This is a genomic window from Rhizobium sp. NLR10b (assembly GCF_019685435.1).
GTDB lineage: Bacteria > Pseudomonadota > Alphaproteobacteria > Rhizobiales > Rhizobiaceae > Rhizobium.
This window is the reverse complement of the sequence record NZ_JABDWV010000007.1, coordinates 174,984-194,335: the sequence shown is the minus strand read 5'-3', so window position 1 is coordinate 194,335 and position 19,352 is coordinate 174,984. Positions and strand designations below refer to the sequence as shown.

Here is a 19,352-nt window from a genome sequence, read left to right as displayed (position 1 = left end):
GATCAGCTTGCTGACGGCACTTTGACCGTTGCTGATCGGCGAGCCCGGCGTTTTCCGATCGCTGGAGCTGCGGCCTACTTGCAGACCTCAGCCTTGTGATCGAGCAGCTCGAGCTTGGCAAGCTTCCCGGTCAGGACGAAATCGCCATAATCCATCGTCAGGTCGCGGGTGATGCCGTTCTCGTAGAGCTTGAACGACATGCGATAGACCGGCACCGAATCCGATTTTGCATTCTCGTTGAAATAGGCAATGGTCACCGGCCAGAAGGCTGTCTTCGAGAAGGCGCCGGCATTGCCGGCGTCGGCTTCCTCGGCAGCGGGCGTTTCCTGCTTGCCGACGATCGTCGTCGTCACCAGCGACTTGTCGCCGTCATCGGAACCGTCGAAAACGCGGGCTTCGAAGAAACGTTTTCCCTCCTTGGCGTTCTGGATCACATCGAGCATATGCTCTGTCGGAAAGCGGCTTTCGCCAAGCTGCAGCTCGCGGCTCGCCGGCTGCTTGAGATCGACCTTGACGCCATCGGCCTGATTTTCGGCCGCGCCGTTGACCTCCTTGTCGAGTTGGTCGTCGGTGAAGGATTTGGTGTCGAAGGTAAACTTGCGGTCCTTCAGGTTCTCGAAGGTCTTTGTCTGCTGATCGCTGACGCGCACGCTGTCGCCGGTATCGATCTGCGTCACGAAGCGGAAATTTGTAGTGAAGCCCTGGCAATAGCTGCCGTCGAATTCATAGACCATGCGGCCGTACATGGAGGCGATGCCGGAGCGGTCCGACGCGTCCTTCAATTCCAGATCGTAGACCGCGCGATGGGCGACGAGGCCGGTCGCGATCGCAGCACTTGCCGCAGGCGCAGCCGCCCATGCATGGGCGGAAAGGCCGGCGAGAAGCAGAGCGGCTAGACTCGATCGGAACATTCATTCACTCCTGTTGGACTCGGCCGCGATGTTATAAGAAAGCTTTCGGCCAAATCGAGGCTCGAAGCTGTCATATTAAAGATTCTAGTCTTGATGCATAATTTTTGAAACATTGACAACAAAAGCGGAGACGAAAATGTCCAATGAAATTGCTGCACGCCTGAGCGAGATGGGGATAACCCTGCCTGAAGCTGCGGCACCTGCCGCAAACTACGTTCCGTATGTGATCAGCGGCAATCTTCTCTACATCTCCGGACAGCTGCCGCTCGAAGGGGGCAAGGTCGCGGTATCCGGCCATCTCGGCAAAACGGTCGACGTTGCGAGCGGCCAGCGCGGCGCCGAGCTCTGCGCCATCAACATCCTCGCCCAGGCCAAAGCTGCGCTCGGCGGCGACCTCGGCCGCATCCGGCGCGTCATCAAGCTGAACGGATTCGTCGCCTCGGCGCCCGACTTCATCGAGCAGCATCTCGTCATCAACGGCGCTTCGAACCTGATCGCCGGTGTGCTCGGCGAGGCCGGCAAACATGCGCGCGCCGCCGTCGGCATGGCCGCTCTGCCGCTCAACGCCGCCGTCGAGATCGACGCTATCATGGAAATCGCAGAATGACCAATGCGGACTGGATCAAGGACGTGCCGGTCGCCCATCGCGGCTATCACGACCTGAATAAGCTTGTCTGGGAAAATACGCTTTCGGCCTTCTCGCGCGCGGTCGAAGCCGGCTTTGCGATCGAATGCGACCTGCATTACGCCTCCGACGGCGTACCGATCATCTTTCATGACGAGGATCTTCAGCGTCTGTGCAATCTGAACGGCGACGTCCGCGAGCGCACCTCCAGGGAACTCGGGCTGATCGCCGTCGGCGGCACGGGCGACAAGGTGCCGACGCTCCGCCAGCTCCTAGACCTCGTCAAGGGCAAGGTGCCGCTGGTGCTGGAGCTGAAGGGCCGTGAGGCCGACGACGAGGGTTTTGCCGAATCCGTGCTCGAAGTACTCGAAGGCTATGAAGGCAAGGTGGCGCTGATGAGCTTCGACCATTGGCTGCTGCGCGATCTGAAGGCGCTTGATGCACCCTACCCGCTCGGATTGACGGCCGACGGCAATACGCCGGAGCAGTTCAGAACACATGCGCAGGCGATGGAGATCGGTTTGGATTTCATCTCCTATTATTATGGCGATCTGCCGAATGCCTTCATCACAGGCGAACGCGAAAAGGGCTTGCCTGTAATCACCTGGACGGTGCGTGACGAAGAGGCATGCCGGCGTACATTCCAAAACGCCGACCAGATGACCTTCGAAGGCTTCGATCCGCGCGAGGCCGTTTGATGCTCGCTTTTTGGCCAAGATCATGCGCAGACTGAGGTAGAGCCGAACCGTCCCCTCCCCACAGGCTTCGCATTTGCCCCATGACCGATGAACTATCCATTCGCGTAGAACGCTCCTTCACCGCGATTTCCCCGGAGAGCTGGTCCAGGCTTTCCGGGGCGTCGAAGACTTGCAGCACGCTTGCCTACAATCCCTTCGTCTCGCACGCTTTTTTATCGTCGCTGGAGGAATCCGGCTCGGCCGCCGCCGAAACCGGCTGGCTCGGCCATCACCTGCTGCTCGAAACCGATCGCGGCGAGCTGATCGGCGCCCTGCCCGGCTATCTCAAAAGCCACAGCCAAGGGGAATATGTCTTCGACCATGGCTGGGCCGACGCCTTCGAGCGGGCCGGCGGGCGCTATTATCCCAAGCTGCAGTGCTCGATCCCGTTCACGCCGGCGACGGGGCCGCGTCTTCTCGTCGCCGAAGGGCTGCAGCGATTGCCGATCCAGAGCGCGATCGCCGAAAGCCTGAAAGAGGTCGTGCGCCGGCTCGGTATTTCCTCGGCCCATATCACCTTCGTCCCTGATGAAGAGATCGGCGTCTTCGAGATGGATGGCTATCTGCACCGCACCGACCAGCAGTTCCATTTCATCAATGACGGCTACGCCAATCACGACGAGTTTCTCGAAACGCTCGCTTCGCGCAAACGCAAAGCATTGCGCAAGGAGCGCCGCGCCGCGCTCGAGAACGGGATCAGCGTCGATTGGCTGACCGGCCGCGATCTGACGGAGCGGATCTGGGACCAGTTCTTCAAATTCTACATGGATACCGGCGGCCGCAAATGGGGCCGGCCCTATCTCACCCGCAAATTCTACTCGCTGATCGGCGAGCGCATGGCCGACGATATCTTGCTCGTCATGGCCAAGCGCGACGGGCGCTATATTGCCGGCGCGATCAATTTCATCGGCGGCGATACGCTCTACGGCCGTCACTGGGGCTGCATTGAGGACCACCCCTTCCTGCATTTCGAGGTCTGCTATCACCAGGCGATCGACTTCGCCCTGGCGAAAGGGTTGAAACGGGTCGAGGCCGGGGCGCAGGGCGAACATAAGCTCGCCCGCGGCTACCTGCCGGTGACGACGCACTCCGCTCATTATGTCGCTCATGCCGGACTGCGCCGCGCGATCGGCGATTATCTCGCGCGCGAGCGTGCCGATGTCGAACATATGAGCGAGGTGCTGGCCGAACACAGCCCCTTCCGCAAGGGTGAGCGTCAGCAGGAGGATTGACGCCGCCCCGCCGAGCGCGCTACCCGATCAATGGAACGTGAGGAGATTTCGCGATGACCAGCGCTTATGACGACAACAATATCTTCGCCAAGATCTTGCGCGGCGAAATTCCCTCGCACCGAATCTACGAGGACCAGCATACGCTCGCCTTCATGGATGTGATGCCGCAGGCGCCGGGCCACGTGCTCGTCGTTCCGAAGGCGCCTTCGCGCAATATCCTCGATGCCGATCCCGCCACCCTCGTCCATGCCATTACCGTCGTTCAAAAGGTCGCCCAGGCGGTTCAGGAAGTTTTCGACGCCGATGGCGTGTTCATCGCCCAGTTCAACGAACCGGCGGCTGGACAAACGGTGTTCCATCTGCATTTCCACATCATCCCCCGCCATGAGGGCGTGGCGCTCAAGCCGCATTCCGGCAAGATGGAAGACGGCGCGGTACTCGCCGCCAATGCCGAAAAAATCCGGGCGGCCCTGGCGTAACGCGGATCTCTGCCAACGAGGGAAACAAAAAAGGCCGCGGGTGACGCGGCCTTTTCCAATTCGGTGACGAGCCCTCACTTCTTGCGCGGAACCTTGGGAACCGTGCTTCCCTTCTTCGGTGCGTCGCGGACTTCGGGCTCGGCCTGCGGGACCGTCTTGGCACGGGTCTTGCGGGCCGGCTTCGTCTTCAGCTCGCCATCATCCTCGTCGTCAGCTTCGGGATGCACGACCTCGGCCTCGGGTTTCGGCTTGATCGGCGCCGTATCCGGAATGGCTTCCAGCAGAATGCCGGGCTTGCCATCTTCCTTCGGGCCGACGGTGACGTTGACGACGCCGCCCTTCTTCAGCTTGCCGAAGAGGATTTCGTTGGCGAGCGGCTTCTTGATCGTGTCCTGGATCACCCGGGCCAGCGGGCGGGCGCCCATCTTCTCGTCGTAACCCTTTTCTGCAAGCCAGGCGATCGCATCCTCATGCAGGTCGAAGGTGACGTTCCTTTCGGAAAGCTGGGCCTCCAGCTGCATGATGAACTTCTGAACGACCTTGTGAATGACAGCCGTCGGCAGCGCCGCGAAGGGAATGATCGCGTCGAGACGGTTGCGGAATTCCGGCGTGAAGAGACGGGTCAGCGCCTCCTCGTCCTCGCCAGTGCGCTTGGACGAACCGAAGCCGATCGCCGCCTTGGCCATTTCGGAGGCGCCCGCATTCGTCGTCATGATCAGGATGACGTTGCGGAAGTCGATCTTCTTGCCATTATGGTCGGTCAGCGTGCCATGGTCCATGACCTGCAGCAGGATGTTGTAGATATCCGGATGCGCCTTCTCGATTTCGTCGAGCAGGACCACGCAATGCGGATGCTGGTCGACGCCATCGGTCAAGAGGCCACCCTGGTCGAAGCCGACATAGCCGGGAGGTGCGCCGAGCAGACGCGAGACCGTGTGCCGCTCCATATATTCCGACATGTCGAAGCGCAGGAGCTCGACGCCGAGCGACGCTGCCAGCTGCTTTGCCACCTCGGTCTTGCCGACGCCGGTCGGACCGGAGAAGACATAGGCGCCGATCGGCTTGTTCGGCTCGCGAAGGCCGGCACGCGCCAGCTTGATCGAGGTCGAAAGAGCTTCGATCGCGATGTCCTGTCCGTAGACCACCGAACGCAGTTCCTGCTCGAGATTGGCAAGCACCGCCTCGTCGTCCTTGGAGACAGTCTTCGGCGGAATGCGCGCCATCGTGGCGACGGTCGCCTCGATCTCCTTCTCGGTGATCAGCTTGCGGCGCTTTGACGGCGGCAGCAGCATCTGGGCCGCACCCGTTTCGTCGATCACGTCGATCGCCTTATCGGGCAACTTGCGGTCGGAGATGTAGCGGGCCGACAGTTCGACGGCCGACTTGATGGCGTCGTTCGAATAACGCAGATGATGATACTCTTCGAAATAGGGCTTCAGGCCCTTCATGATCTCGATCGCGTCATCGATCGACGGTTCGCTGACGTCGATCTTCTGGAAACGACGGACCAGCGCCCGGTCCTTCTCGAAGAACTGGCGATATTCCTTGTAGGTGGTCGAACCGATGCAGCGGATGGCGCCGGATGACAGCGCCGGCTTCAGCAAGTTCGATGCATCCATCGCCCCGCCTGAGGTGGCGCCGGCGCCGATCACCGTATGGATTTCGTCGATGAAGAGGACGGCGCCCGGATATTCTTCCAGCTCCTTGACGACCTGCTTCAGACGTTCCTCGAAGTCGCCACGGTAGCGTGTGCCGGCAAGCAGCGTGCCCATATCGAGCGAGAAGATCGTCGCATCGGCGAGCGCCTCGGGAACCTTCCCTTCGACGATGCGCTTGGCAAGACCTTCGGCTATCGCCGTCTTGCCGACGCCGGGATCACCGACATAGAGCGGGTTGTTCTTCGAACGACGGCACAGGATCTGGATGGTGCGGTTGACCTCGGCATGACGGCCGATCAGCGGATCGATCTTGCCGCCCTTGGCCTTCTCGTTGAGATTGACGCAGTAGGCCTTGAGCGCATCCTGCTGCTTTTTGGGACCGCCCTCTTCCTCGCCGCCGCGCGCCGTCGGCTTGCTCTCGGCCTCCTCCTCGGCGCCGCGCGGAGTGCGGGTCTCCGACGCGCCTGGCCGCTTGCCGATGCCGTGGGAGATGTAGTTGACGGCATCGTAGCGGGTCATCTCCTGTTCCTGCAGGAAATAGGCGGCATGGCTTTCGCGCTCGGCGAAGATCGCAACGAGCACGTTGGCGCCGGTCACTTCCTCGCGACCGGACGATTGCACATGGATGACGGCCCGCTGGATGACACGTTGGAAGCCGGAGGTCGGCTTCGAATCCTCGTCGTAACCCGTGATCAGATTGGACAGTTCGTTATCGACATATTCGACGAGCGTCTTGCGCAGCGCGTCGAGATCGACATTGCACGCGCCCATGACCGCGGCCGCATCGGCATCATCGATCAGTGCGAGCAGCAGATGCTCGAGCGTCGCATATTCATGATGCCGCTCGTTGGCAAAGGTCAGTGCCTGATGGAGCGCCTTCTCTAAGCTAGGCGAAAATGTTGGCACGTTGAGATCCTCACTTCTTTTCCATGACGCATTGCAGCGGATGCTGGTGCTGCCGGGCGAAGTCCATCACCTGGCTGACCTTCGTTTCCGCCACCTCGTATGTGAATATTCCGCACTCGCCGACGCCGTGATTGTGGACATGGAGCATGATGCGGGTGGCACTTTCACGGTCCTTCTGAAAAAAACGCTCCAGAATATGAATGACGAATTCCATTGGCGTATAATCGTCATTCAAAAGCAGCACGCGATAGAGGTTGGGCTTCTTGGTCTTCGGCTTGGTGCGCGTGATGACCGAGGTTCCGCGATTTCCGTTATCCCCGTTCCTTTCGCTGTCGTTCTGCATCCGGATCGGCTTTGCGATCATTGTCATTCATTCCTCGATCAATCCGGCGGAGCATGGGAGGGCGCTTTTCCCGCCGAATATCTGAAACACTAACTTAGTTCATAATAGGCCGATTTTAAGCCCCCTGTCAGACACTGCAATCAAGAAATGCCGGCATGCACGGGAAAGACCAAAAAAGTCCCCGGTCTGTCGAATGTGAAGGTTGCAGCGAAAGAGGAAACAAAAAGACCGGCCACAAATGTGTAGCCGGTCCTCGATTTTCAATATGCAGCGCAGGTTGCGCCGTTAAGATCAGTTCACGCAGCGGCAGGCGCAGCCGGCTGCGCCGACTTGGTGGTCTTGACGACGGCAGCGGCAATCGGAGCCTCGTAGGGCTTGTAGGCCGACTTGGCGAGGTCGGCGTACATTTCGCCGAGCTTGGTCGTTTCGGAGACGAAGCTCTCATAGGCAGATTTGACATAGCTGGTCTGCAGCTCGAAGACGGCCTCGAAGCTCTTGGCGCCGGCGAGGGTTTCGAAGTGCGTCACCGCATCCTGAAAGGATTTCTTCGAATATTCAGCGGCTTCGGCAGCGATCGCCTGAAAGCCCTTGGCCGTGTCGGAATAAGTTCTCAGCGCCGTGTCGACGGCTTCCTTGCTCTTCCTGTTTGCATCGTCAAAGTTGAACATGAGCCATCCTCCGTTTGGGCTGTTAGTGCCGGCAGGGTAGCTGCAACGCACAAATAGTCAAGTAGTCTTGTGCGACGCAAAACATCTATAGGTTGCGCTACGGAGACAAAACAAAGCAAGCGCGCCGGTGAACGTACGTCTTTAACGGTTTTTGCTAATATATAGCACAATGCTACAACCATGCGTTTTAAAGAAATTTTGATTCGACAGCAAAAAAACAAAAAAAGACCGGGCGGATGGCGCCGCCCGGTCCACTTCAAGCTCTCACGCGCGATTAAAGATCGACGTCGAGGATCGCCATCGAAAAGTTGTAAGAGCGGTCGCCGTCTTCGTCATCGACATAGACGACGCCCAGAAATTCTTCGCCCAGATAGACTTCCGCAGAATCATTCTTGCGCGGACGCGCCTTGACGACGATCTGCGGGTTGAGCGTACGTTTGAAGTAGGCGTCGAGCTTCTTGATTTCTTCTGGCTTCACTCTGTCATCTCCGTAAGCGGTCTTGATTGGCCGCTTCTTGCACACGAAAAGCAGCGGTGTAAAGGCAAGGTTGCCACTTGGCGACGACTGTCCCCGCCCGGTGCCCGCCGACCTTCCCTCATCCCTTTATCTAGCGCTCAGATATCGGCGCCAATCACCTGATCCATATTGCGCGACGGCTCGGAACAACCGGCCTCGCCGACGACCTTGGCCGGAACGCCTGCGACCGTCTTCTTCGGCGGCACTGCTTTCAGCACCACGGAACCTGCGGCAACGCGCGAGCAGTAACCGATCTCGATATTGCCGAGGATCTTCGCGCCGGCGCCGATCATGACGCCGCTGCCGATCTTTGGGTGGCGATCGGCGCCCTCTTTGCCGGTGCCGCCGAGCGTCACACCATGCAGGATCGAAACATTGTCGCCGATGACGGCCGTCTCGCCGACGACGAGGCCGGTGGCGTGGTCAAGGAAGATGCCCTTGCCGATACGCGCGGCCGGATTGATGTCGGTCTGGAAGACGCTGGAGGAACGGCTCTGCAGATAGAGCGCAAAATCACGCCGACCGCGGTTCAGCAGCCAGTGGGCCAGACGATGGGTCTGCAGCGCATGGAAACCTTTGAAATAAAGCACCGCCTCCATGAAGCGCAGGCAGGCGGGATCGCGGTCGTAGATGGCCTGGATGTCGACGCGAAGAATGGAGCTCCACTCCGGCCAGTCGAGCAGCATTTCCTCGAAGGTCTGACGCAGCAGGTTCGCCTGCATATCTGGATGGTCGAGACGTTCGCAGATGCGGTGGATGACGCATTCCTCAAGCGAATGGTAATTGATGACCGTCGAGTAGAGAAAGGCGGCAAGAACCGGGTCTTTTTCGGCCGCGATCCGAGCTTCCTCGCGCAGGCTGTCCCAGATGGGATCCATCACCTTCAGCGGATGGCCTGTCTCAAAAGCACGAATATCTGTCTTGGCGACCATCGCCGCTCTCCTCGTTGCCAGCCGGAATGCCGTTTTCGGAATGCCCATATATAGTGGAAAACGCCCATAACATAAATGGGTGCCGTCACCATGGTTTTTTAGCATGGTTTTTCGGCATCACGATGATGTCACCCCTCAGCGACCCTTGCGTAGAAGGCCAGCACCGCCTGCTTGAAAACCTTGTCGCCGACGGCGAGCATGTGATCACGGCCGGGAATATCGAGCGCTTCGGCCTCGGGCATCAGGGCAGCCAACTCCTGCGGAGAGCCGGCAATATCGTCCTTGGTGCCGACACCGATCAGGGTTGGCATGTCGAGCTTGCCCATATCGGAGCGAGCGACAAGGTCGCGCGAGCCGCGTATGCAGGCGGCGAGCGCAGTACGGTCGCTCTTCGTCTGCTCGGCGAAGGCGCGGAACATGCGGCCGCGGTCATGCGTCACGACCTCCAGCGACGGAGCCAGCAACGCATCGGCGATCGGGTCCCAGTCGCCGACCCCATCGGTCATGCCGATGCCGAGACCGCCGAGCACCAGCGAGCGGATGCGATGGGGATTGGCGAGTGCCGCAAAGACGGAGATGCGCGCGCCCATCGAATAGCCCATGAGATTGGCCTCGGGAATACCGAGATGGTCAAGCAAGGCGATCGCATCGCCGGCCATGACCCAGGGGCGATAGGCTTCGGCGTCGTGCGGCTTGTCGCTTGCGCCATGGCCGCGATTGTCGATGGCGACGACCCGGTAGCCGGCATCGCCCAACGTCTTCAGCCAGCCCGGATGCACCCAGTTGACGTTGGCCGTCGAGGCAAAGCCATGGATCAGCAAGACAGGCGAGCCGGAAGGATCGCCCTCGTCGAAAAAAGCGATGTTCAATCCGTCATGGGTGAAGCTTGAAAATGCAGGTATATTCAGGTTCATCGGGCCTTCCTTCTGGCGCGACCATAGTCGAGCCGCCTCTCGGCGGGAAGCCAGAATGTGGGTAAAAACTGTGCCCGGCGCAGCGCTTTGGCTCTACACATTTGCGGCGAAGGCTTATAAGGTTCGCGCACTTTCAAAGCATTCGGAGAGCGACATGGCCGGCCACAACATTCCCCACTTCCAGAACGACGGAGGTCACCGCGTCATCGAAGTCGGCGTCAAGGAATTCATGTGCACCGGCGCTTCGGTTCCTTTCGACCACCCGCATATCTTCATCGACATGGGCGACGACAATGAAAAGGTCTGTTCCTATTGCTCGACGCTTTACCGTTACAATTCTTCTCTCAAGCCGAGCCAGACCAATCCGGCCGGCTGCGTTTTCCACGTGAAGGCGGCGTAACCGTCCAGAATTCGGGTCTGATAATGCCGGTCGAACATGCCGCTATCATCGGCGCCGGCATTGCCGGGCTGACCGCTGCGCTTGCGCTTTCGCGGCGGGGCATCAGCTCGGAGATTTTCGAGCAGGCGGATGAGCTTGTCGAAGTCGGCGCCGGCTTGCAGGTTTCGCCGAACGCCTCCCGGATCCTGGCAGAACTCGGTGTCCTCGAGGGACTTTCAAAAGTCTGGCTCGAACCGGAGACGATCCGGCTGATGTCAGGCGCTTCGCTGCGCCAACTTGCGGCTGTACCGGCCGGCAAATTCGCGCGGCAGCGCTGGGGGGCACCCTATGGCGTGCTGCACCGCGCCACATTGCAGAATGCGCTCCTCACCGCGGTCGAGGTCGATCCGCTCTGCCGGCTTCATCTTGGTGTGCGAATGGACTCGAATTCGCCGCCCGTCGAGCGGGCCGCCGATGTCGTCATCGGCGCGGACGGCGTCTGGTCGAAGCTCCGGCAATCCGTACCCGGCAGCCCCTTGCCGCGTTTTTCCGGCAACATCGCCTACCGCTTCACTCTTGCCGAAGGCGAGGCGCCGGGCTTTCTCGACCGGACAGGCGTTTCGGCTTTCCTTGGCAGATCGGCGCATCTCGTCTGCTATCCGCTGAATGAGACGGGCAGCATCAACATGGTGGCGATCACCGCGGGCAATGCCGCGCCGCAGGCCTGGCGAAACGAGCCGACGGCAGAGCAGTGCGCGCGGCTCCGGGGGCAGCTTTCCGGGTGGAACAGCGCGATCGTGTCGCTGCTCGAAAAACAGCCGAAGCTGACGTTCTGGCCGCTCTTCGAAACCACATCGGGCGCGTGGCAGGACGGCCGAAGGACGGTTCTGATCGGCGACGCCGCGCATGCGATGATGCCCTTTGCCGCTCAGGGAGCGGCCATGGCGATCGAAGACGCCTACGAACTTGCCACTTTTCTCTCGAACCGCCCGGCGGCGGAGGCACTGGGCCTCTTTGAGAGGCATCGTATGCCGCGCATTGCAAAGCTTCGCCAGCGCGGCGCCTTCAACAAATTTGCCTATCATGCGAAGGGGCCGATCCGGATCGGCCGCGACCTGGTGCTCGGCCTGAAGTCGCCGCAAAGCCTGGCGGCCGATCTCGATTGGATCTATGGCTACCGGGCTCATAGCACGCTGTCTGGCGCCGCAAGCGGCCGCAGCGCCTAAAGCGCGCGTCGCGATCTTTCAGATCCGCTCCTTGCGCTTTAGGTGTTTGTTTTACGCCGCAATTGCTCAGACGGCGCTTGCCGCCGCAAAACCCCGTTCGATATCGGCCTTCAGGTCGGCCACGTCTTCAAGGCCGATCTGCAGCCGGATGACGGGCCCCTCCTTCGGGGCCTTCGCGATCTTGCGGTCGTTCAGATTGGCGTGCAGCGCGAGGCTTTCAAAGCCGCCCCAGGAATAGCCGAGACCGAAAATCCTCAGCGCGTCGAGGAAGGCATGGGCCTTCGCCTTGAATTTCTCGGGGCTCTCAGCGGCAAGCACGAAGGAAAAGATACCGCTGGCGCCCTTGAAATCGCGCTTCCAGATAGTATGAGATGGAAAGCTCGGCAGCGCCGGATGCAGCACGCGGGCGACATCCTCCCTGCCCTCCAGCCATTCGGCGATATCAAGGGCGCTTTCATAATGGCGCTCGAGGCGCAGGCCCATGCTGCGCAATCCGCGCAGGATCTGATAGGCATCGTCGGGCGCGCCGCAGATGCCGAGGGCGCCGTTCGTCTCCTTGAGACGCTCCCAGTGCTTGCCATTGGCCGATACCGTTCCGAGCAGGATATCGGAATGGCCGGACGGATATTTCGTCGCCGCGTGGATGGAGATATCGACGCCGTGATCGAGCGGCCTGAAATAGAGCGGCGTTGCCCAGGTATTGTCCATCATGACGACGGCGCCGAGACGATGCGCGACGGCCGCGATTGCCGGGATATCCTGCATTTCGAAGGTATTGGAGCCGGGAGCCTCGGTATGGACGATCCTGGTGTTCGGCCGGAACAGCGCCTCGATGCCGGCGCCGATCGCGGGATCATAATATTCCACCTCGACCCCGAGCCGCTTCAGCATCGTATCGCAGAAATGGCGGGTCGGGCCATAAACCGAATCGACGACCAGCGCGTGATCGCCGGCGGCGCTGAACCCGAGGAACGGAATGGTGACCGCTGCCAGCCCCGAGGGAACGAGGATCGTGCCGGCCGAACCTTCGAGCGCGTCGATCGCTTCGCAGAGCGCGTCCGTCGTCGGCGTACCGCGCGTTCCATAGGTATATTTCTGCGAGCGCGTGTCCATCGTCGCCGCATTCGGAAACAGGACCGTCGAGGCATGCACGACCGGCGGATTGACGAAGCCGTGATAGTCGAAGGGGTCGTTGCCGATATGGGTCAGGCGGGTATTGATGCCGGCGGTCTGCAGCAAGCTGTCTTTGTCTTTCATGTCGGAAAAAGCCTTTGGCGGGGGCGCAAAATCAGACTTTTGGACCCCTCGACCGGCCTGGTCAACCCCTCGAAGAGGGGGACAGCAGTCGCTGGGTTTTTCTAAATTCGCGTTATTTTTCCGCAATAGGGCGCTCATTTCCTAGCCAACCGCCTTCGAATGTGGCGCAATCCGGCAAAATGCTGAATTTTGCCGCAATTATTGATCGCGACACTTGACCATGGTGACATTTGCGACTGTGATAGGGTACTCGCGCCGGGAGGGTGTCGAGACGATGGGGGTGGCAGAGTTTTCCGCCGGAACGCCCCACAAGAAAATATAATACAACGGAAAAGGTTGGGAAAAAAATGAAGAACAAGCTTCTGTCCGCCGCGATCGGCGCAGCAGTTTTCGCTCTTGGCGCCTCGGCTGCTTCGGCCACGACTCTCGGTGATGTAAAGGCAAAGGGTTTCATTCAGTGCGGCGTCAACACCGGCCTCGCCGGCTTCGCCGCGCCTGACGCTTCCGGCAACTGGGCGGGCTTCGACGTCGACTTCTGCAAGGCTGTCGCTTCGGCCGTGTTCGGCGACCCTACCAAGGTGAAGTTCACCCCGCTCAGCGCCGCCAATCGCTTCCCTGCCCTGCAGTCGGGCGAAATCGACGTGCTCGCCCGAAATACGACCTGGTCGATCAACCGCGATACGGCACTCGGCCTGAACTTCCGTTTCGTCAACTATTATGACGGCCAGGGCTTCATGGTCCGCAAGAGCCTCAACGTGAAGTCGGCATTGGAACTCTCCGGCGCGTCCGTGTGCGTCCAGTCGGGCACGACCACCGAGCTCAACCTCGCCGACTATTTCAAGGCGAACAACCTTCAGTACAATCCGGTCGTCTTCGAAAAGCTGGACGAGGTCAACGCCGCCTATGATGCCGGCCGTTGCGACGTCTACACCACCGACCAGTCCGGTCTCTATTCGCTGCGCCTGACGCTGAAGAATCCGGACGAACACGCGATCCTGCCGGAAATCATCTCCAAGGAACCGCTCGCCCCGGCCGTTCGTCAAGGTGACGACCAGTGGTTCGATATCGTCAGCTGGGTCGGCTATGCCATGATCAATGCTGAAGAATTCGGCATCACCCAGGCCAATGTCGACGACATGAAGAACTCGCCGAACCCTGACATCAAGCGCTTCCTCGGCGTCGAGGCGGATACCAAGATCGGCACGGATCTCGGCCTGACCAACGACTGGGCTTACAACATCGTAAAGAACGTCGGCAATTACGGCGAAGTCTTCGAGCGCAACATCGGCCAGGGCAGCCCGCTCAAGATCGCGCGCGGTCTCAACGCCCTGTGGAACAAGGGCGGCATTCAGTACGCTCCGCCGGTCCGCTGAGCGCGTCACGTATGAAGACGGAAAGGCGGGCGACCGCCTTTCCTCCTCCAATAAAAAAGCTCCGAAAAGGAGCATAATGGGGAATTGGCCAAGCATGACGCACCAGGCTTTGGATTCAACACGTTTATCCAGAGGCGGCTGGAGCTTTCAGTCCGCGCTCTACGACCCGACAATTCGGGGCATTTTCTTCCAGGTTCTCACCATCGTCCTGCTGGTCGTCTTCGTCTGGTGGGTTGCGCACAACACTGCCGTCAATCTGGCGCGCGCCAACATCGCGTCGGGCTTCGGCTTTCTGAACGGCCGTGCCGGCTTCGAGGTCGGTCAGTCGCTGATCGCCTATTCGAGTGATTCGACCTACGGCCGCGCGCTGGTCGTCGGCCTTCTGAATACAATCCTGATCGCCGTTACCGGCATCATCACCGCCACCATCATCGGCTTCATCATTGGCATCGGCCGCCTGTCGAGGAACTGGCTGATTGCCAAGCTGTGCACGGTTTATGTCGAAGTCTTCCGCAACATCCCGCCGCTGCTTGTCATCTTCTTCTGGTATTCGGGCGTTCTGGCGGTTCTGCCGAATGCGCGCGAGTCGCTGCATCTGCCGCTCGGAGCGTATTTGAACAACCGTGGCCTTTCCTTTCCCAAACCGATTTTCGGCGAGACTTTCTGGCTCGTCGGCGTCGCCTTCGTCGTCGCGATCATCGCCGTTATCGTCACGGCCCGATGGGCGCATCGCCGGCAGGCGGCGACAGGTCAGCCGTTCCATACGATCTGGGCTTCGCTCGGGCTGCTGGTCGGCCTGCCGCTTATCGTCTTCCTGGTCGCAGGCGCGCCGCTTTCCTTCGACTATCCGATCGCGGGCAAGTTCAACCTCACCGGCGGCTCCGTCGTCGGGCCGGAATTCATGTCGCTCTTCCTTGCACTTTCCTTCTACACCGCTGCCTTCATCGCTGAAATCGTGCGCGCAGGCATTCGCGGCGTGCCGAAGGGACAGACGGAAGCTGCAGGCGCACTCGGGCTTCACCCCTCGTCGATCACCCGGCTGGTCGTCATTCCGCAGGCCTTCCGCATCATCATTCCGCCGCTGAGCAGCCAGTATCTCAATCTGACCAAGAACTCGTCGCTGGCGATCGCCATCGGTTTTGCCGATCTGGTCGCCGTCGGTAGCACGACGCTGAACCAGACAGGTCAGGCTGTCGAGGTGATCCTCATCTGGATGGTCATTTACCTCAGCCTCAGTGTCGTCACTTCGCTGTTAATGAACTGGTTCAATGCCAAGATGGCGCTGGTGGAGAGGTAAGATGAGCAACGCTTTCGTCAGAACCGCCATACTGGCGCCGGAGCCGCCGCCCTCAGCAGAGAAAGGCCCGGTCGCTTGGATTCGCCGCAACCTGCTTGCGACGCCCAAGGACATCGTCCTTACCATCCTGGCGCTGGTCTTTGTCGTTTGGGCCCTCCTGCACGCGCTCGACTGGCTCTTCGTGCAGGCGGTTTGGAGCGGTCCGGACCGCACCTTCTGCGCCACTGCCGTACAGGGTGGCATCCAGCCGGATGGCTGGAGCGGTGCATGCTGGGCCTTCGTCAACGCCAAATTCGACCAGTTCATCTTTGGACGCTATCCGCTCGACGAGCGCTGGCGCCCGACGCTGGTCGGTATTCTTTTCGTACTCCTGTTGGTGCCGATGCTCATCCCCTCGGCGCCGCGCAAGGGCGTCAACGCCCTCCTGCTCTTCGGTGTTCTTCCGATCGTTTCCTTCTTTCTGCTTTACGGCGGATTTGGTCTGGAAATCGTCGAGACCCCACTCTGGGGCGGGCTGCTGGTGACGCTGGTGCTCTCTTTTGTCGGCATCGCCGTCTCCTTCCCGCTCGGCATCATCCTGGCGCTGGGAAGGCGCTCGCAGATGCCGGTCATCCGGACGTTCTGCGTCGTTTTCATCGAAGTCGTCCGCGGCGTGCCGCTGATAACGGTCCTGTTCATGGCGAGCGTCATGTTGCCGCTTTTCCTGCCGGCCGGCTGGACCGTGGACAAGCTGTTGCGCGCGATCATCGGGGTATCGATCTTCGCCTCCGCCTATATGGCGGAAGTCATCCGCGGCGGCCTGCAGGCTATTCCCAAGGGCCAGTTCGAGGGGGCGGATTCGCTCGGGTTGGGCTACTGGCAGAAGATGCGGTTGGTCATCATGCCGCAGGCAATCAAGCTGGTGATCCCTGGCATCGTCAACACCTTCATCGGCATGTTCAAGGACACATCGCTGGTGTCGATCATCAGCATGTTCGACCTTCTCGGCATCGTTCGCCTCAACTTCGTCGATCCGAATTGGGCAACCGCAGTAACGCCGCTCACGGGGTTGATATTCGCCGGATTCGCCTTCTGGCTTTTCTGCTTCGGCATGTCGCGCTATTCAGCATTCATCGAACGTCACCTCGACACCGGCCACAAACGATAAAAATGAGGGAAAATAATCATGGCTGAAGCTCCAGCGAAAAAGCTCACCGTTTCCGCAACGGAAGTGGCGATCGAAATCATCAACATGAACAAGTGGTACGGCGATTTCCACGTGCTGCGCGACATCAACCTGAAGGTCATGCGCGGCGAACGCATCGTCATCGCCGGGCCGTCCGGCTCGGGCAAGTCGACGATGATCCGCTGCATCAACCGTCTCGAAGAGCACCAGAAAGGCCAGATTATCGTCGATGGCACCGAGCTCACCAACGATTTGAAGAAGATCGACGAAGTGCGGCGCGAGGTCGGCATGGTGTTCCAGCACTTCAACCTCTTCCCGCACCTGACGATCCTCGAAAATTGCACACTGGCTCCGATCTGGGTGCGCAAGATGCCGAAGAAGCAGGCGGAAGAAATCGCCATGCATTTCCTGAAGCGGGTCAAGATCCCGGAGCAGGCCAATAAATATCCGGGCCAGCTTTCCGGCGGGCAGCAGCAGCGCGTGGCGATCGCCCGGTCGCTGTGCATGAACCCGAAGATCATGCTGTTCGACGAGCCGACTTCGGCGCTCGATCCCGAAATGATCAAGGAAGTGCTGGACACCATGGTCGGCCTCGCGGAAGAAGGGATGACAATGCTCTGCGTCACCCACGAAATGGGTTTTGCCCGCCAGGTCGCCAACCGCGTCATCTTCATGGATCAGGGCCAGATCGTCGAGCAGAACTCGCCGGCCGAATTCTTCGACAATCCGCAGCACGAGCGCACCAAGCTGTTCCTCAGCCAGATCCTGCACTGACCCCCGAACGCTGAACATGAAAGACCCGCCGCACCCCCTTCGGGTTCGGCGGGTCTTTCATGTTCAGCGGGCGGCGGTCGCCTGCAACAGACTGCAGATGCGGGTAGGACGGAATCGCCGCCGCTCAGCGGAAGGTGCCGCCCGATTTCCTGGATTGAGTCATTAAGAGAATGGATGCCCGCCGCCACGCTCGGTGGTCCCGGCCATGCCTAGAGCGGTTCAGCTTTTTCATGGAAGCGCAGAACTGCTTAAGTTTTTGTTTTTACGCAATTCCTGACGGAAAGCCGTTTCCCGCTTTTTCTAGAATTGCTCTGACAGCCCATCCCTCTTGCCCGCAGGCGTTGAAACAAATAACCTCCCGCTCGATTACTTCGATGATCAACCATAGGAGAACTAAACCCAATGAGATTGATGGCAGTCGTTGGCGTTGCACTTAGCCTGGGCTGTATTTCGGCCGCAGAATCTCCTTCAAACTATCAATCCTACAGCGGCATTCGGGTCGACACAGACCCTGCCCTCCTCTCTCGATACGACATAGCTCTTAGGTGGTGCGTGCCGGAGGCGGGCTCATGGCGACGCGGGTCGCCGGATCCGCAGAGCCTCCATTATAACGCGGCGCTCAGAAATTGCCTCTACAGGCGCGGCATTGTCGATAGAGGCGTCTACGCTTACCCCATCCCCAAGATTTATTTCGATCATTTTTTGGATCGCTGAGAAGAACCGAACGGATGTAGTCTGCCATAGAACTTCAAAAGCCAGGAACATAAGCACGGCTGTATTGGCGTGGCTTGTCGACGGCGGCGGCCGCATATCAGCTTTTGGCGGCTGTCGGATGGCCGGCCGTTGCCGTCCGACAATTACCACAGGGATGACGGAAGCTGCAGCGCTGCTTTCAGGGCAACGCGGACCTCAACCGACGGTCGACACCGCCTGTACTTCATGTCATCTCGAACTTCGTAGAACTTGTCGCCGTCGATATAGATAAAATGGCAGCTTGGCTTTTCGCCTTTGCCGGCTGAACAGGCCTTATCGCCTTTGAAGGTGAGTTTCGTTTTCACGTCGATCATTTTGCCGGCGACATCGGCCCTGCCGGTCGTAGTCCCCTTCTTCCAACTCCAAACGAGTTCGGCGGTTACAGGTTTTTTCAGATCGAGAATTTCTACTTCCACCTGCTTGCCGTCAGCGAAAGCTTTGAACTCGTCCATTGTGGCCTTTTTTGCCCCCGCAGCAAGATCAACGGCGTAGGCATTTATTGCATATAGAAATGCAGCAGCGCTTATGCTCGGGAAGATCGCTCTCATACTCTCCCACTAAGAATTGCCAGGGAGGGTACACGCCGTCTACAGCAGCCAAATCCTACCTATTGTAGCTATGAAACAGTATAGCGCAGGTTGAACATATGTAATCCTACGACATTTCAACTTTTTGGCGACATCCTCAGAATTTCTGTCTTTGTATTGGCTGCGTCGCACCACACGAAATAAACCTCTTGCGACGATTACTGGACAGTCTTGGACAATATTATTCGCGTCCGCGATGTATCAAAGATGATCTCCATGGAACTGCTTGCCGCCTGCATGACGACATGACAGCCAACCGAAATCGTCATGGCTCCGGTATCGGAAAGACCAGCCACGAAGAAGATCAATATTTCTCTCTCCTATGGAAGAACTGCGAGGCCGAGAGCGTCTGAACATTCGCCGTGGCGCTCGATGTGACGCCGACGGACCCGCGGCGCAATTGGGATCAGCCGCCTCCATGCCAGATGATGGGTCCGAGCAAATTTCCCTTATAATCTGGCGATTGGAACCCGAGCCGCGGATGAATTGCCCTGCCCACGCCCTCTAAATTGGCGGGGTTCGAGTTCAGGATTGATCAGGATACGCCACCACCTGAAGGGTGTTCTGTCGGCGCGATCACACGCATTTGATGCCGTTGCGCTGAGTATGGGCTTCCGCC

At 59.5% G+C, this 19,352-nt stretch carries 20 protein-coding genes; 11 read left to right on the top strand and 9 right to left on the bottom strand.

Annotated features, from left to right (window positions below; all coding sequences use genetic code 11):
- Positions 1–74: 74 nt before the first annotated feature.
- Positions 75–911, bottom strand: coding sequence for a cell envelope integrity EipB family protein (locus tag HJB91_RS13695; protein WP_210631516.1), 837 nt, complete (start codon positions 909–911; stop codon positions 75–77).
- A 136-nt stretch (positions 912–1,047) separates the two neighbouring features.
- On the opposite strand from HJB91_RS13695, the gene HJB91_RS13690 reads away from it, so the two are divergent.
- The 4 genes from HJB91_RS13690 (at position 1,048) to HJB91_RS13675 (ending at position 3,984) form a co-directional block, all read left to right on the top strand.
- Complete coding sequence (locus HJB91_RS13690; protein WP_210631517.1) at positions 1,048–1,518, top strand: RidA family protein; 471 nt, start codon at positions 1,048–1,050, stop codon at positions 1,516–1,518.
- Positions 1,515–2,234: a glycerophosphodiester phosphodiesterase gene (locus tag HJB91_RS13685; protein WP_210631518.1), complete on the top strand. Its 720-nt coding sequence runs from the start codon at positions 1,515–1,517 to the stop codon at positions 2,232–2,234. Before HJB91_RS13690 ends, HJB91_RS13685 begins: the two co-directional genes overlap by 4 nt.
- Before the next feature lie 80 nt (positions 2,235–2,314).
- Positions 2,315–3,505 carry a GNAT family N-acetyltransferase gene (locus HJB91_RS13680; RefSeq protein WP_221124081.1) on the top strand — a complete coding sequence of 397 codons (1,191 nt, stop codon included), beginning with the start codon at positions 2,315–2,317 and terminating at the stop codon, positions 3,503–3,505.
- Between the two features lie 53 nt (positions 3,506–3,558).
- Entirely contained in the window at positions 3,559–3,984 is a 426-nt protein-coding gene (locus tag HJB91_RS13675) for an HIT family protein (RefSeq protein ID WP_210631520.1), read from the top strand.
- 74 nt (positions 3,985–4,058) lie between these two features.
- Here the strand turns inward: HJB91_RS13675 and clpA are convergent, their stop codons facing one another.
- The 6 genes from clpA to HJB91_RS13645 all read right to left on the bottom strand — a co-directional run bounded on the left by clpA (position 4,059) and on the right by HJB91_RS13645 (position 9,922).
- A complete protein-coding gene (gene clpA, locus HJB91_RS13670; RefSeq protein WP_221124082.1) occupies positions 4,059–6,548 on the bottom strand; it encodes an ATP-dependent Clp protease ATP-binding subunit ClpA in 2,490 nt (829 codons plus the stop codon).
- A gap of 10 nt (positions 6,549–6,558) precedes the next feature.
- Positions 6,559–6,912: an ATP-dependent Clp protease adapter ClpS gene (clpS, locus tag HJB91_RS13665; protein ID WP_008526939.1), complete on the bottom strand. Its 354-nt coding sequence runs from the start codon at positions 6,910–6,912 to the stop codon at positions 6,559–6,561.
- A 275-nt stretch (positions 6,913–7,187) separates the two neighbouring features.
- Positions 7,188–7,559 (bottom strand): phasin family protein, encoded by a 372-nt coding sequence (locus HJB91_RS13660; protein ID WP_210631522.1) that lies wholly within the window; start codon positions 7,557–7,559, stop codon positions 7,188–7,190.
- A gap of 274 nt (positions 7,560–7,833) precedes the next feature.
- Positions 7,834–8,037 carry a DUF3126 family protein gene (locus HJB91_RS13655; RefSeq protein ID WP_008526943.1) on the bottom strand — a complete coding sequence of 68 codons (204 nt, stop codon included), beginning with the start codon at positions 8,035–8,037 and terminating at the stop codon, positions 7,834–7,836.
- Positions 8,038–8,174: 137 nt separating this feature from the next.
- Positions 8,175–9,008, bottom strand: coding sequence for a serine O-acetyltransferase (gene cysE, locus HJB91_RS13650; RefSeq protein WP_064709189.1), 834 nt, complete (start codon positions 9,006–9,008; stop codon positions 8,175–8,177).
- A gap of 128 nt (positions 9,009–9,136) precedes the next feature.
- Positions 9,137–9,922, bottom strand: a complete 786-nt coding sequence (locus HJB91_RS13645; protein ID WP_221146562.1) for an alpha/beta fold hydrolase — start codon at positions 9,920–9,922, stop codon at positions 9,137–9,139.
- A 154-nt stretch (positions 9,923–10,076) separates the two neighbouring features.
- Between HJB91_RS13645 and HJB91_RS13640 the strand changes: the two genes are divergently transcribed.
- Positions 10,077–10,322 (top strand): zinc-finger domain-containing protein, encoded by a 246-nt coding sequence (locus tag HJB91_RS13640; protein WP_092748325.1) that lies wholly within the window; start codon positions 10,077–10,079, stop codon positions 10,320–10,322.
- A gap of 23 nt (positions 10,323–10,345) precedes the next feature.
- Positions 10,346–11,527: an FAD-dependent monooxygenase gene (locus HJB91_RS13635; protein ID WP_221154981.1), complete on the top strand. Its 1,182-nt coding sequence runs from the start codon at positions 10,346–10,348 to the stop codon at positions 11,525–11,527.
- Positions 11,528–11,593: 66 nt separating this feature from the next.
- On the opposite strand, the gene HJB91_RS13630 is transcribed toward HJB91_RS13635, so the two are convergent.
- The gene (locus HJB91_RS13630) at positions 11,594–12,784 is read right to left on the bottom strand and encodes a cystathionine beta-lyase (RefSeq protein ID WP_221154979.1); all 1,191 of its coding nucleotides are present in this window, start codon (positions 12,782–12,784) and stop codon (positions 11,594–11,596) included.
- Positions 12,785–13,131: 347 nt separating this feature from the next.
- Here HJB91_RS13630 and HJB91_RS13625 point away from each other — a divergent pair, with 347 nt between their 5' ends.
- The 5 genes from HJB91_RS13625 to HJB91_RS13605 all read left to right on the top strand — a co-directional run bounded on the left by HJB91_RS13625 (position 13,132) and on the right by HJB91_RS13605 (position 18,107).
- Complete coding sequence (locus HJB91_RS13625) at positions 13,132–14,157, top strand: amino acid ABC transporter substrate-binding protein (protein WP_064802245.1); 1,026 nt, start codon at positions 13,132–13,134, stop codon at positions 14,155–14,157.
- Positions 14,158–14,251: 94 nt separating this feature from the next.
- On the top strand, positions 14,252–15,454 hold the full coding sequence (locus tag HJB91_RS13620) for an amino acid ABC transporter permease (RefSeq protein ID WP_210631526.1): 1,203 nt from the start codon (positions 14,252–14,254) through the stop codon (positions 15,452–15,454).
- 1 nt (position 15,455) lies between these two features.
- Positions 15,456–16,601, top strand: a complete 1,146-nt coding sequence (locus HJB91_RS13615; protein ID WP_210631527.1) for an amino acid ABC transporter permease — start codon at positions 15,456–15,458, stop codon at positions 16,599–16,601.
- An 18-nt stretch (positions 16,602–16,619) separates the two neighbouring features.
- Positions 16,620–17,393 carry an amino acid ABC transporter ATP-binding protein gene (locus HJB91_RS13610; protein ID WP_038688615.1) on the top strand — a complete coding sequence of 258 codons (774 nt, stop codon included), beginning with the start codon at positions 16,620–16,622 and terminating at the stop codon, positions 17,391–17,393.
- Positions 17,394–17,795: 402 nt separating this feature from the next.
- Positions 17,796–18,107, top strand: a complete 312-nt coding sequence (locus HJB91_RS13605) for a hypothetical protein (RefSeq protein ID WP_221146559.1) — start codon at positions 17,796–17,798, stop codon at positions 18,105–18,107.
- A 143-nt stretch (positions 18,108–18,250) separates the two neighbouring features.
- On the opposite strand, the gene HJB91_RS13600 is transcribed toward HJB91_RS13605, so the two are convergent.
- Positions 18,251–18,694: a hypothetical protein gene (locus HJB91_RS13600; RefSeq protein WP_259669920.1), complete on the bottom strand. Its 444-nt coding sequence runs from the start codon at positions 18,692–18,694 to the stop codon at positions 18,251–18,253.
- Positions 18,695–19,352: the final 658 nt, after the last annotated feature.